The organism is Colwellia sp. NW0002-52-1, from assembly GCF_057550865.1.
The window spans coordinates 1-12,644 of record NZ_BAAJLU010000022.1; the positions used below are offsets into that span (position 1 = coordinate 1).

Here is a 12,644-nt window from a genome sequence, read left to right on the forward strand (position 1 = left end):
AAATCCAACAAAAAATAGCTATCAGTTTTGAGCTGTCAGCTGTCAGTTTAAGATATCAAAAAAATAGCTATCAGTTTTTAGTTATATGCTTCAAAACATCGATGATTGATAGGTTTTTACTGACAGCTGACAGCTTCAAACTAAAAGCTTATTACTAAAAGCTTAAAACTCATGCCTCACATTTGCCTCTTTCTGATATTTTACCAATCTGCGTAAGCATTAAATCAGCATAATCCAGTCACGATTGCATAACGAAATTACTCTTTTTATGTCACTTCTGAAGATATTCCAAGCATTGCTGCATTCATTAACTATATTTTCATAGCCATTAAAATATCTATTGGCCAAGCAGTTTTTTCTTAGCCATTGCCACACTTGCTCAATTGGGTTTACTACCAATTGATATAAACCATCGATCATTCTAAAGCGGTTTAATTATCCAGTATCTACGTTGCTTTCAATCCCAATTGCCTGCTATTGCTCGACAATTGCTCCTGCATTGTTCTACTTACGGGCATCCATACCCTAATCAATCAAGCGCCTTGCTACTGAAAATTGATCGATTCATTAAATCAATTGTTATTACTGATAGCTCAAAGTCAATTACTAAAAACTTAAAACATATAGCTTTTGCTGCTAACTATTTAGTTGCAAATCTTCAATGACTGGTAGGTTTTTACTGACAGCTGACAGCTTCAAACTTAAAGCTTATTACACAAACATATTATATTATCACTGATACAAGAATATATAAATTCATCTATAAAGGGCGCGATAGGTAAGCTAAAACCTCTATATTCTATTTTTGTATAAAAAAGCCATTTCTATTCTTTTTCTTTCCGCTAAAATAAGCTTATTCTATCCTTATAAATTAGTAATGGGCGTATATTCGAATGTTGCCGGAACAGAAAAAATTAAACCAAACAATGCTAGATACCAATCAATTGGCTTCTTTCAAGCAAAGCATCAATGATCTTTCTCCGCTACAGTTAGCGTGGGCTAGTGGCTATTTAGCTGCAAAAGCTGAAAACCCTGAAACTGGTGTTGCTCAAGTAGCTGTTTCGAGCGCCGTAGCACCTACGTTAACCATTTTATACGGTTCACAAACCGGCAATGCTAAAGGTGTTGCTAAAAATTTAGCGGCACAAGCTACAGCTGAAGGCTTAACTGTAGAATTAAAAAGTATGGGCGAAATAAAGCCTAAAGCTATTAAGAATATTACGCATTTGCTAATTGTTGCTAGTACAAATGGTGAAGGTGAAGCACCAGATGATGCTATTGCATTACATGAGTTTTTAGCATCTAAGAAAGCACCTAAATTGGATCACTTAAAATATAGTGTTCTTGCTTTAGGTGATACTAGCTATGAATTTTACTGTCAAACAGGAAAGGATTTCGATCTTAATCTTGAAAAGCTTGGTGCGAAAAGAATAGCACCGCGTATTGACTGTGATGTTGATTATGAAGCTGATGCAAAAACTTGGTCAGATGCTGTTATCAAACAAACTAAAGAGCTTTTGGGTAGTGATACTACTACCAATAATGTTGTTGCTTTATCTAATGATTCAACAGCTGAAGATATATATACCAAGCAAAACCCTTACTCTGCAGAGTTGTTAGTTAGCCAAAAAATTACAGGCAGAGACTCAGCCAAAGATGTTAGACATATCGAAATTGATCTAGGCGAGTCTGGTTTAACGTATCAAGCTGGTGATGCGTTAGGTGTTTGGTTTGATAACTCTACTAGTTTAGTTGATGAGCTTATTACTGAGCTTGGATTTGACGACAAAGAACTCATTATTGTAGCTGACCAAAGTATGAGTATTGCTGAGGCGTTAAAGACAACATTTGAGATAACACAAACTTCAATTCAGTTTATCGAATTTTGGGCAATTAAATCACAAGCGATTAGTTTACTTAACTTACTTGAAGATAAAGCAGCTTTACGTGAGTACGCAGCTAATCACCAAGTTGTAGATGTCGTTAAGTCTGCACCGTTAGCAAATGAGACTAAAGTAGGCGCGCAAGATTTCATTGAAGCGTTAAGAAAAATAACACCGAGATTATACTCAATTGCTTCATCACAAAGTGAAGTCGAAGAAGAAGTTCACTTAACTGTAGGCCTTGTTCAGTATCAAGCTGGAGATGCCAGCCGTCAAGGCGGTGCGTCTGGTTTCTTAGCTCACGGCATAGATGAAGGCGGTGAAGTTAAAGTGTTTGTTGAACACAATGATAACTTCCGTTTACCTACAAGTAGTGAAACACCCGTTATTATGATCGGCCCTGGTACCGGAGTCGCCCCTTTTAGAGCTTTTATGCAAGAGCGTGAAGCGACTGAAGCCAGTGGTGATAACTGGTTATTTTTCGGTGATCAAACATTCACTCAAGATTTTCTTTATCAAGTTGAGTGGCAAGGATATTTGAAGTCGGGATTACTGACTAAAATTGATTTAGCTTTTTCTCGTGATCAAGCTGAAAAAATTTATGTTCAAGATAGGTTGTTAGAAAATGCAGATGATATATTTGCTTGGCTTGAGCGTGGTGCACATATCTATGTATGTGGCGATATGAGCCGTATGGCTAAAGATGTTGAAGCAGCGTTGTTATCTATTATAGCGACCAAAGGCCAAATATCTGAAGAACAAGCAACTGAGTACTTAAAAGATTTACGTAACGCTAAGCGTTACCAGAAGGATGTATACTAATGACTGACTTAACCAATAAAGATCAGGCAAACGGCCCTTTAATTGTCGAAGGTAAACATGCTGATAATGAAAGATTAAAAGCAGAAAGTAACTATTTACGTGGCACAATTACTGAAGATTTAAAAGATAATGTTACCGGCGGTTTTACCGCAGATAACTTTCAACTAATCCGAACGCATGGCATGTATCAGCAAGATGATCGTGATATTCGTAACGAACGCGCTAAGCAAAAGCTTGAGCCATTACATAATGTAATGCTTCGTGCTCGTATGCCTGGCGGTATTATTACGCCAACACAATGGTTAGCGATTGATAAATTTGCAGATGAAAAAACCAGTTACGGTAGTATTCGTTTAACAACTCGCCAGACGTTTCAGTTTCATGGCGTATTAAAACCTAATATTAAATTAATGCACCAAACGTTAAACAAGTATGGTATTGACTCAATTGCAACTGCGGGTGACGTAAATCGTAATGTACTTTGTACGACTAACCCTGTTGAGTCTGAATTACATCAAGAGGCTTATGAGTGGGCTAAAAAAATTAGTGAGCACTTATTACCCAAAACACGTGCTTATGCTGAAATTTGGCTGGATGGTGAAAAAATTGAAGAAGGCAAAGACGGTAAAGAAGTCGAACCTATATTAGGTGCAAACTATTTGCCACGTAAATTTAAAACCACTGTAGTAATTCCACCGCAAAATGATGTTGATGTGCATGCAAACGATTTGAACTTCATTGCTATTGCTGAAGCAGGAAAGCTTATTGGTTTTAACGTATTAGTGGGTGGTGGCTTAGCCATGACTCATGGCGATAAATCTACTTATCCACGTAAAGCCGATGATTTCGGTTTTGTTGAGTTAGACAAAACGTTAGATGTAGCAGCCGCTGTAGTTACTACTCAACGTGATTGGGGGAACCGTGTTAATCGTAAAAATGCTAAAACCAAATATACATTAGACCGTGTTGGTGTTGATACTTTTAAAGCAGAAGTTGAAAAGCGTGCAGGTATTACATTCGCACAAAGTCGTCCTTATGAATTTACAGGCCGAGGTGATCGTATCGGCTGGACTGAAGGTTTTGAAGGGAAGCATCATTTAGCACTATTTATTGAAAATGGTCGATTACTTGATAAACCAAACTTACCGTTAAAAACAGGCATGGCAGAAATAGCGAAAATCCATAAAGGTGATTTCCGCATGACAGCAAATCAGAATTTAATAATTGCCGGTGTTGCTAGTGAAGACAAAGCTGAAATTGAACGTATAGCGCGAGCTCATGGCCTAATGGCTGACGATGTGTCTACACAACGTAAAAACTCAATGGCTTGTGTAGCATTTCCTACCTGTCCATTGGCAATGGCTGAAGCAGAACGTTATTTGCCAGGGCTAGTTAGCAATGTTGAAACGATATTAGCTAAACACAATGTGGCAGACGAGAGCATTATTTTGCGTGTTACAGGTTGTCCAAACGGTTGTGGTCGCGCAATGTTGGCCGAAATAGGCTTAGTTGGTAAAGGCCCAAGCAAATACAACATGCATTTAGGTGGTAATATCGCTGGTACGCGAATTCCTAAAATGTATAAAGAGAACCTCAATGAGGAAGATATTTTAGATGAAATCGACAGTTTAGTTGCTCGCTGGGTTGCAGAAAGAAACACAGCTGAAGCGTTTGGCGATTTTGTTATTAGAGCTGGTATTATTGAAGAAGTAATAGTCAGCAAGCGAGATTTTCATGACTAATATTATTCAAGCGAGTAAACCGCCCGTAATAAACAATAAATTCCCTGCATCGTTACCAGAGCCTTGGTTAAAACAGTGGAATGAATTGTTAGAAAAGCAGTCGGCTACTCAACGTGCAGAATGGGCGATGGAAAATTTACCATCGCAATTTGTACTATCGTCTAGTTTTGGTATTCAATCTGCGGTGATGCTTCATATGTTGACGCAAATTGATCCTAATATCCCTGTATTAATAACAGATACAGGGCATTTGTTTCCTGAAACTTACCAGTTTATTGAAAAAATGACTGAGCGTTTAAACTTAAACTTACAAGTGTATAGCGCGAAAGAAAGTGCGGCATGGCAACAAGCAAAATATGGTGAAGAGTGGTCGAAAGACGAGGCTTCTTTAAAGGCTTATAACCGTCGTAATAAAGTTGAGCCACTAGAGCGTGGTTTAAGCGAACTGCAAGCAGGTACATGGTTTTCAGGGGTACGCAGACAGCAATCAAGTCACCGTGAAGGTTTGTCAGTCGTTAGTATTTTACGTGGGCGATTTAAAGTACACCCAATTATTGATTGGACAAATAAAGATGTTCACCAATATTTGACTAAACATAATTTGCCATATCACCCATTATGGGATGAAGGCTATGTCTCTGTTGGCGATGTACATAGTACACGCCCACTATCGGCAGGTATGGACGAAAGTGATACGCGCTTTTCAGGTATGCAAAGAGAATGTGGTTTACATACTGATGGTGATGGTATTTAGCCTACACAATAAAAAAATGCGCTGGTCGCATTTTTTTTTGCTTAAAAATTGTTGAAGAGGATATTCCGTCAATAATATTCACATCATTTAGCCACTAATAGAAAAATTTTCCGAAAGTCCTGTTTTTAAATCCGACAGATAAGTTTCATTTATATTGTCGTTAATCAAATGTGCGAGCTCTGTACCAATTGGCGTGAATTTGTAAAAGGTCAAAATGCAATCGGTTTTTTTCGCAACAAAACTAACGGGTTTACCATTAAAGTTGAACTGAATTTTTTCACCTTTAGCTAGAGGGTGGCTTTCCGTTTCTTGTTCAAACATTAAATGGTTGTCGGCTAAGGTTAAAATATCTGCGTAACTGAGCCCAGCCTGATTAAGATCTACTTGTTGTTGTCGCTGTTTATTAAAAAAGTTAAATAACCTAGGAATTTGATAAGCACCACTGATGACACGAATATTTCTTTTACGTGTATCCGACATAGCTAAACTGCAAGCTTTTGCCAATAATTTAGCTTCTGTTATGCTCATGGTTCGAAACGTTTGTAATGTTTTAAGGGAAAAAGAGCCAGGCTTAGATACTTCGCCTGCTAAAATTTTCGCCCATAAGTCTTGCATACTTTTATTGCTAATTCCTTCGGCTAATGTAATAAAAGAACTAAACCAATCTTGGTCAGCTCTATCGGTAATATTTTCATCAGAACAGTATTGAATAGCGCGTAAAACTATAGCTTCCATATTTTGTTGTTTACGTAATTCATCAATTTTTTTACGCTTTAAAGCTCTATCTTCTATCGGAGCTTGTTTAATTTCAGGCAAAAATGCAGCATTAAGTGAGAATTTTTTAGCTAAGAGTAAAATTTGTTTTTGTGAAGAAGCATTTGCGGTTGAAGTAGAATTTTTATGCTGGGTAGCCTTACCTTCATGTTCGATAATCACAGACTTATTTTGCTCGCTAGTATGCTCAATTATTTTATTTTCATCTGCTGAATTAGACACTCAATGGCCCCTCGAAAACTAAAAATTTGTTATCGAACCAACATAACATCGCCGACAAATTAATCATAGTGTAAAAATTAATGATTCCTACTAGATTTAAGTTTTCAAAAAACCTTACAAACGCTAAAATATTATCTTTAATTTATAAGCGTTTAAGTTTTATTGTATATTAATTAATGTGTTTTTGAATGATTTAGTATCTATACTGCATGTAAATGATAATATTATTAAAACTAAAATGAATTATTGAATAATCTTAACCCTAATTTTATTATATACTTATTATACGGTGACAATTTATAATGAGACCGGTGTTCAAAAATTCAGCTAGTTGTTGTTTACTAGTGCATTGAGGATGATATGCAAGTTTCCGAAAATACCAACGACGATTTTTTGTTTATCGATGATAGCGATGAAGATGAAATATTTGATCCCGCTATAACAGATACCTGGAAAGTATTAATTGTAGATGATGATCCTGAAATCCATTCAGTAACTCAGCTTGCCTTATCAGATCTTGTCGTTTTAGGTCGCCACTTAGAATATATACACGCCTACTCAGGCCAAGACGCTTGTAAATTAATTGAACAACACAACGATATTGTCCTGGTTCTACTCGATGTTGTTATGGAAAGCGATGATGCTGGTCTTCTTGTTGTTAAGCATATACGTGAGCAATTAAAACGTGATGATATTCGTATTGTGTTACGCACCGGACAACCAGGTTACGCACCTGAAGAAAGTGTAATAAAAGACTACGATATAAATGACTACAAAACTAAAACAGAATTAACCCGCCGTAAATTGGTCACTACAATTTATGCTGCTATTCGTTCATATCAGCAAATTGAGTCGGTTACTAAAAATAGACAAGGTTTGGAAAAAATTATTGGCGCTGCTGGTACTTTACTTGGGCAACACACTGTTCATGGCTACGCTAGTGGTGTTTTAGCTGAATTTAACATGTTAGTTGATAGTAACAGCAGTGTTTTTTGCTCGCGAGGGCAAGGTATTATTAATGGTGCTGACGATTTAAGTTTGTATATTTTAGGGCAATCCGGCTTGTCTGAAGCTGCTATAAACACAAAGTTATCTACTTTAGAAGATAAAGATGTCAATAGCCAAATCACCCGTTGTTTTCAACAGAAAAAGCATTTTTTCGACTCGGAGTCTGCAACATTTTATTTTTCTAGTGGGGGCTTTAGAGCCGTAATTCACTTGGCGTTAAATAAAGCCTTAACAACAATAGAAGTTCAACTTATTGAAGTGTTTTTAACTAATATAGCTACAGGTTATGAAAATGTTCATCTTTTTCAAAAACTGCGTAACGCGGCTTATAAAGATTGGTTAACAGACTTACCTAATCGTTTAGACTTTGTAAATTTGCTTGATGATTTTTGTCAAAGTGATAACGATGAACTGGTAACTGCACTCATAGATATTAATCACTTTAGCGATATTAATGACGGTTTAGGGCAAGATATTGGTAACCAGTTATTAATGGCGGTATCAGCTCGTATTCGTACTTTGAGCGAAAAAAATCATTTGGCCAGAATTGGAGCCGATGTTTTTGGTATTATTGGCCCTAAAGAGTGGGTGAACCCAGAAACGTTGACCGCTTTGTTTAGCCAACCTTTTTCAGTTGGTGAGCAAAACTTGTTGATTAATGCTTGTTTTGGATTTTGTGCAAAAAATTCAGCAGGTTCTCGTGGTGTTAAAGTGCTTAATCAAATAAATATTGCACTTAATTTAGCCAAAAAATCATTACATGAACCCTATGTTTATTATCACCAAGAGATGGAAGATAAAACACTTTGGCGCTTAGGGATGATCAGGCAATTACGTACTGACTTTGCTGATAACCGTTTAGAGCTTTATTATCAGCCACAATTAAGTTTGGCTTCTGGAAAAGTTATTGGGGCAGAAGCACTATTACGCTGGAAAACAGCAGAAGGTAAGTTTATTTCCCCTGCTGTATTTATTCCATTAGCTGAATATTCAGGCTTAATCATTGAAATTGGTAATTGGGTTGTTGAGCAAGCGTGCCAACAACTTAAAAAACTAGCAGCCAGCAAATTTAATGATGTCAGCATCTCGGTTAATGTTTCTATCCCGCAATTTAAGCGTGATAATTTTGTTGATACAGTAATAGAAATAGCAAAATTTAATCAAGTAGATACCAGTAAATTAGAGTTAGAAATTACTGAGAATGTCCTGATGGATGAACCTCAAGTTATTATAGATGCTTTAATTAAATTAAAGGCGCAGGGCATTAGCATTGCGCTTGATGACTTTGGAACAGGTTTTTCTTCTCTGAGCTACTTACAAAAACTCCCACTAGATCGTTTGAAGGTCGATAGAGCTTTCGTTAGTGATATTGTGATGCCAGGAGGATCAATAATTGCCGATACAATTATTAACCTTGGTAAGCAAATGAGTTTAAACGTCGTCGCTGAAGGCATAGAAACGTTAGAGCAAGAAGTAGAGCTTAGAAAGCTAGGTTGTGATGAAGTTCAAGGCTTTCATTATGCGAAACCTATGCCTGCAGATGAGTTCTTCAGCTTTTTAGAGAAAGTTAACCGAGAGTAGGTTTAATTGTTCGCGTTATATTGATCTTAAACTTTATTTTTAAGCACTTGTTAACCAAGTGCTTTTTCTTTTCTACGAAACTCTACATTTAGCTTTGGTACTAAAGGCATAAAAAAGGTGAGTAATAAAGAGCAACAAGCAAAGCCTGCTCCAATATAAAATACCCATGATGGATTAACTAACCAAACCATGCCTAATAGCGCAGGAATAACAACTGCCGCAATATGGTTAATGGTAAAGCTAACTCCTGCACTTGAAGCTATATCTTCAGGTAAGGCTATTTTTTGAAAGTAAGTTTTTATGGCAATGGCGAGTGCGAAAAATAAGTGGTCAACTACATATAAAATGGCGGCAAGGTTAGCGTTATCAACCACACCATAAAGCACAAATAGAATCGTTAACCCAATATATTCAAATCTGAGTACATAGCGTTCGCTAACTCGACCAATAAACTTGCCAATTTTTGCGGCAAACAACCAATTAAAGGCATAATTAATCATAAACAATGCACTAACATCTGCTACGCTATAATTAAATTTTTCTACCATTAGAAACCCCGCAAATACGACAAAAACTTGTCTGCGAGCGCCACTAAAAAAAGTTAACGCATAATAAAGTAGGTATCGTTTTCGCAAAATTAAACGACGTGATTGCTCAACAGGAGCCACAAAAGATGGAAATGATATAGCCAACGCGATAGTAAAAACTAAAGCAATACCTCCAAACAATAAATAAGTTGCTTTATAACCCCATGCAAACTGCTCCATTAATATCCATATGCTGCCAAAAGCAAGCAAGGAAGCGATAGATTTTACAGATAAAGCTCTACCTAAAAAGTGTGCGGTATTCTCTTTTTTGATCCACTGTAACGTAAGCGATTGATTAACGGTTTCAAAATAGTGAAAGCCAACTGACATAATAACTGTAGTAAGGTATAAGCCGACAACCGATGGGAAAAAGCCTGTAGCTGCAACGCCTAGGCTCGTTAGGCCGAGTGAAAGCAAGGCTAATCTTTGCTCTTTAATTAGTAATAAAACATAAATAGCGGTAAAGGCAAGAAATCCAGGTATTTCCCTTAAACTTTGCAGTATGCCTATTTCTATACCGGTAAAACTCGCTCGCTCAATAACAAAATTATTTAACATCGCCATCCAAACAGAAAAAACGAGAGGCATAATAAAGGCCATCGCTAATAGTAAATTCTCTGGCGAGCGTAACTTTGTACTTGTTGGCATGTTAATTTCAGTTTTATAGTGTTGATGGGCAGGTTATTGTAAGTTAATTGCGCAGGAAATACATAATGAAAGCTGCATATAAAGGCATGTTAATACTGTTTTAAAATCAACATAAAACCAATTGGAATAAAGCTACTATTGAGGCATTAATGAACATTAACAAAATAGCAGAGCTCAACTATGAATGGGTTGAACGTATGGGGTGGCATAATAAAACTACCTTAGAGGCACTGGCTTTGGTGGCTTCTGAAGTAGGAGAAGCAATTAATGAATGTCGTGGTGAAGAACCAACTCACGACTTTGCTGAAGAGCTTGCCGATATTGTCTTGCGTGTGTTGGATATTGCACATTGGCACGGCATAAATATAGAGCAAGAATTATTGAATAAAATGAAAAAAAATGAGCAAAGAGGGACCCGCGGACGTATTAAGTAGTTACTCGCGTTAAAGTACCCGTAACCGATTTTATGCAACTGCTTAGGTTATATCTAATTGAAAGTAAAAACGTGCAAGGAGTCTGTTGCGGGCTCACACGTTTTCGACTTATGATTGAATACGAAGACCTAATTTCGGGTTATATTTTAAAGTGGGACTTACGTAGATATTGTTACAAGGGCATTTAAGCTGACACAGCAATTAAAACGTTCTACCATAAATCGAGTAAAGGTGTGTTAGCACACCAATTACTCGACTTTGTCATACTAAACTCAAGAGCGAAGCTTAGTTTAGTGGACTTAAGGTAAGGTAATAGTAACGGTTGTTCCTTTGCCTTCTTGACTATCGATTTTAATATCACCAGCTAATTTTTTCTTAACTAAGTCATATGTCGTACTCATACCAACGCCTACGTAGCCGCGGCTGCTTTGAGTTGTAAAAAATGGGGTAAACACTTGCCCTAATGTGGCTTTACTCATTCCTCTACCATCATCAGAGTAAATTATTTTAGCGCCGCCTTTAGGTCCTTTTTCAACTTTTAGTGCTATTTTGCCGTTGCCATTGTTATCAAAGCCATGTTTCAAAGAGTTATTGACTATATTCAATAATATCAATGCAATATAACTTGGTACTGATTTGATGTTTAGTTCTTTCTCACCAGAATAAGTATAAAGAATGTCACTTTGGCTAAATTCAAATTCATAAAGCATCATCATTTTTTGGATGTAAGCGATAACATCAAAGTTTTGAGGGCTAGTGTCGTCTTGGTCTGCGGCAATTAAATTAAAGTTCGTCAATAGGGCCGCAATGGGTTTAAGTGTTGCTGAATTTTTAGTATCGCCAGCAGTCTCAAGTTTAGCTTGTAAATCATCTAAAGATAAACCAACAGCGTAGGTAATATCAGTAGCGATATATCCTATGGCAGCAAAATTTTCTGATTTGATTAATTGTTCTTCTCTTGCAGTTAATAACTGACTGTCTTCATTATTTGAAGGTACGGCAGTTTGCAACGCTGAATCTTTAGCTTTTTTCCATATTATATATGCAGCGACTAAAGCAATAATGGAAATAACAAGGAAAACATAAAATAGCATTTGAAAGCTTGTTTGGCCTTCACTTTCCTTAACGGCTTTAGTTAAGGTTATAACGCTATTACTTTGTATTTGATTTTGCTTTTTAAGCTCTTCATTTTGTTTTTCAAGTGCTTCATTCTTTACTTGAAGTTCATCATTTAGTTCAGTGGATAGTTCAATGGGGGGCGTATCGGTTTCTTCATTATTACCATCAACGTTAATCGCTGAAACTTGCTGATTTTGTTCTAATAGTTCTTTTTGCTCATTAAATTGAGTTTCTAAGCGCTTTAATTTTTCATCTATAGACTTAATTTTTTCACTTTTTTTAGCGTTGTCTTGTTGGACTGTTTCTAAGCGTTCTTCCTTCTGCTGTAAAGCAACGTAATATTTTTGGGAGCTTTCTTTACTTAAAGTTAAAGTTTTATTAAGTTCGCTTAATGCCGATTCTTGGCGCTCTATTTTGCTTTTAAGTGATGATAATTCTTTTGCTCTTTGACTCTTTAGCGCAAAAGTAGGGCTTACTGAAAGTATGTCATCATTCTCTTGGTTATCTACCAAATAAGACAAGTCAGGCATTGTTAATTTTGCATCAAAAATATTGGCCTCAACAACTTTAAAATCAATTTTAGAGTCTTCTTGGTCAAGTGAAATATCAACCATAGCCAAAGGAAGGTTATTAGAATCTTCGGTGATTAGTAAAACGGATGAATCACCAATAAGTCTCTCTATTAAGTTTAATGATCTTTTTTGATTCGGTGATGATATATATAAAATATGGACGTTTTTGGCATCACTAAGCGTGTTTACCACACGTACGGAAATGTCTTTACCCTTAACACCTTTATTTTCAAAAAAATTAGTGAAATATTCATATTTTTCTTCATCTTTGTAGACGCCGATAACAAAATTTCGTTGTTCAGCTTCAGCAGGCCAACTAACGTATCTTGCTAATTTACTAATTAAAATAGCTTTTTCATTATCTATCGTTTCTGCTTGTGCCAGAGTTTGCCCCCCTACAGCTAAGCCCATGCTAAAAATAAGTAACATAAAACTTGATTTTAATCTTAGAAACACCGCTTTCATAACATCCCTTACTAAATATTATTATTATGGCTA

General features: G+C 36.5%; 8 protein-coding genes and 1 pseudogene. 5 read left to right on the plus strand and 4 right to left on the minus strand.

All coding sequences use genetic code 11. The features are described 5' to 3' along the window. Window positions 1-219 precede the first annotated feature (219 nt). A pseudogene (locus tag AC27H3_RS16245) lies at window positions 220-405 on the minus strand (IS630 family transposase); the annotation flags it as partial. A gap of 488 nt (window positions 406-893) precedes the next feature. On the opposite strand from AC27H3_RS16245, the gene AC27H3_RS16250 reads away from it, so the two are divergent. Genes AC27H3_RS16250 through AC27H3_RS16260 form a run of 3 tightly spaced genes read left to right on the plus strand, consistent with a single transcriptional unit; the run spans window position 894 to window position 5,201 of the window. Then, window positions 894-2,705 carry an assimilatory sulfite reductase (NADPH) flavoprotein subunit gene (locus AC27H3_RS16250; protein WP_487107820.1) on the plus strand — a complete coding sequence of 604 codons (1,812 nt, stop codon included), beginning with the start codon at window positions 894-896 and terminating at the stop codon, window positions 2,703-2,705. Then, entirely contained in the window at window positions 2,705-4,447 is a 1,743-nt protein-coding gene (cysI, locus tag AC27H3_RS16255) for an assimilatory sulfite reductase (NADPH) hemoprotein subunit (RefSeq protein WP_487107821.1), read from the plus strand. Before AC27H3_RS16250 ends, cysI begins: the two co-directional genes overlap by 1 nt. Next, entirely contained in the window at window positions 4,440-5,201 is a 762-nt protein-coding gene (locus tag AC27H3_RS16260; protein ID WP_487107822.1) for a phosphoadenylyl-sulfate reductase, read from the plus strand. Before cysI ends, AC27H3_RS16260 begins: the two co-directional genes overlap by 8 nt. An 87-nt stretch (window positions 5,202-5,288) precedes the next feature. Here AC27H3_RS16260 and AC27H3_RS16265 read toward each other — a convergent pair whose 3' ends face one another. Beyond that, on the minus strand, window positions 5,289-6,197 hold the full coding sequence (locus tag AC27H3_RS16265) for a TIGR03899 family protein (RefSeq protein WP_487107823.1): 909 nt from the start codon (window positions 6,195-6,197) through the stop codon (window positions 5,289-5,291). Between the two features lie 360 nt (window positions 6,198-6,557). Here AC27H3_RS16265 and AC27H3_RS16270 point away from each other — a divergent pair, with 360 nt between their 5' ends. Continuing rightward, complete coding sequence (locus AC27H3_RS16270) at window positions 6,558-8,786, plus strand: bifunctional diguanylate cyclase/phosphodiesterase (protein ID WP_487107824.1); 2,229 nt, start codon at window positions 6,558-6,560, stop codon at window positions 8,784-8,786. Between the two features lie 50 nt (window positions 8,787-8,836). On the opposite strand, the gene AC27H3_RS16275 is transcribed toward AC27H3_RS16270, so the two are convergent. Beyond that, window positions 8,837-10,021 (minus strand): MFS transporter, encoded by a 1,185-nt coding sequence (locus tag AC27H3_RS16275; protein ID WP_487107825.1) that lies wholly within the window; start codon window positions 10,019-10,021, stop codon window positions 8,837-8,839. A gap of 149 nt (window positions 10,022-10,170) precedes the next feature. Here AC27H3_RS16275 and AC27H3_RS16280 point away from each other — a divergent pair, with 149 nt between their 5' ends. Further along, window positions 10,171-10,455, plus strand: a complete 285-nt coding sequence (locus AC27H3_RS16280) for a MazG nucleotide pyrophosphohydrolase domain-containing protein (protein WP_085305777.1) — start codon at window positions 10,171-10,173, stop codon at window positions 10,453-10,455. A 299-nt stretch (window positions 10,456-10,754) separates the two neighbouring features. On the opposite strand, the gene AC27H3_RS16285 is transcribed toward AC27H3_RS16280, so the two are convergent. Continuing rightward, window positions 10,755-12,611: a YfiR/HmsC family protein gene (locus tag AC27H3_RS16285; protein ID WP_487107826.1), complete on the minus strand. Its 1,857-nt coding sequence runs from the start codon at window positions 12,609-12,611 to the stop codon at window positions 10,755-10,757. Between the last annotated feature and the right edge of the window lie 33 nt (window positions 12,612-12,644).

Coding starts and splice junctions, on each gene's coding strand:
- AC27H3_RS16250 (WP_487107820.1), top strand. CDS start 894: ATGTTGCCGGAACAGAAAAAATTAAACCAAACAATGCTAGATACCAAT.
- cysI (WP_487107821.1), top strand. CDS start 2,705: ATGACTGACTTAACCAATAAAGATCAGGCAAACGGCCCTTTAATTGTC.
- AC27H3_RS16260 (WP_487107822.1), top strand. CDS start 4,440: ATGACTAATATTATTCAAGCGAGTAAACCGCCCGTAATAAACAATAAA.
- AC27H3_RS16270 (WP_487107824.1), top strand. CDS start 6,558: ATGCAAGTTTCCGAAAATACCAACGACGATTTTTTGTTTATCGATGAT.
- AC27H3_RS16275 (WP_487107825.1), bottom strand. CDS start 10,021: ATGCCAACAAGTACAAAGTTACGCTCGCCAGAGAATTTACTATTAGCG.
- AC27H3_RS16280 (WP_085305777.1), top strand. CDS start 10,171: ATGAACATTAACAAAATAGCAGAGCTCAACTATGAATGGGTTGAACGT.
- AC27H3_RS16285 (WP_487107826.1), bottom strand. CDS start 12,611: ATGAAAGCGGTGTTTCTAAGATTAAAATCAAGTTTTATGTTACTTATT.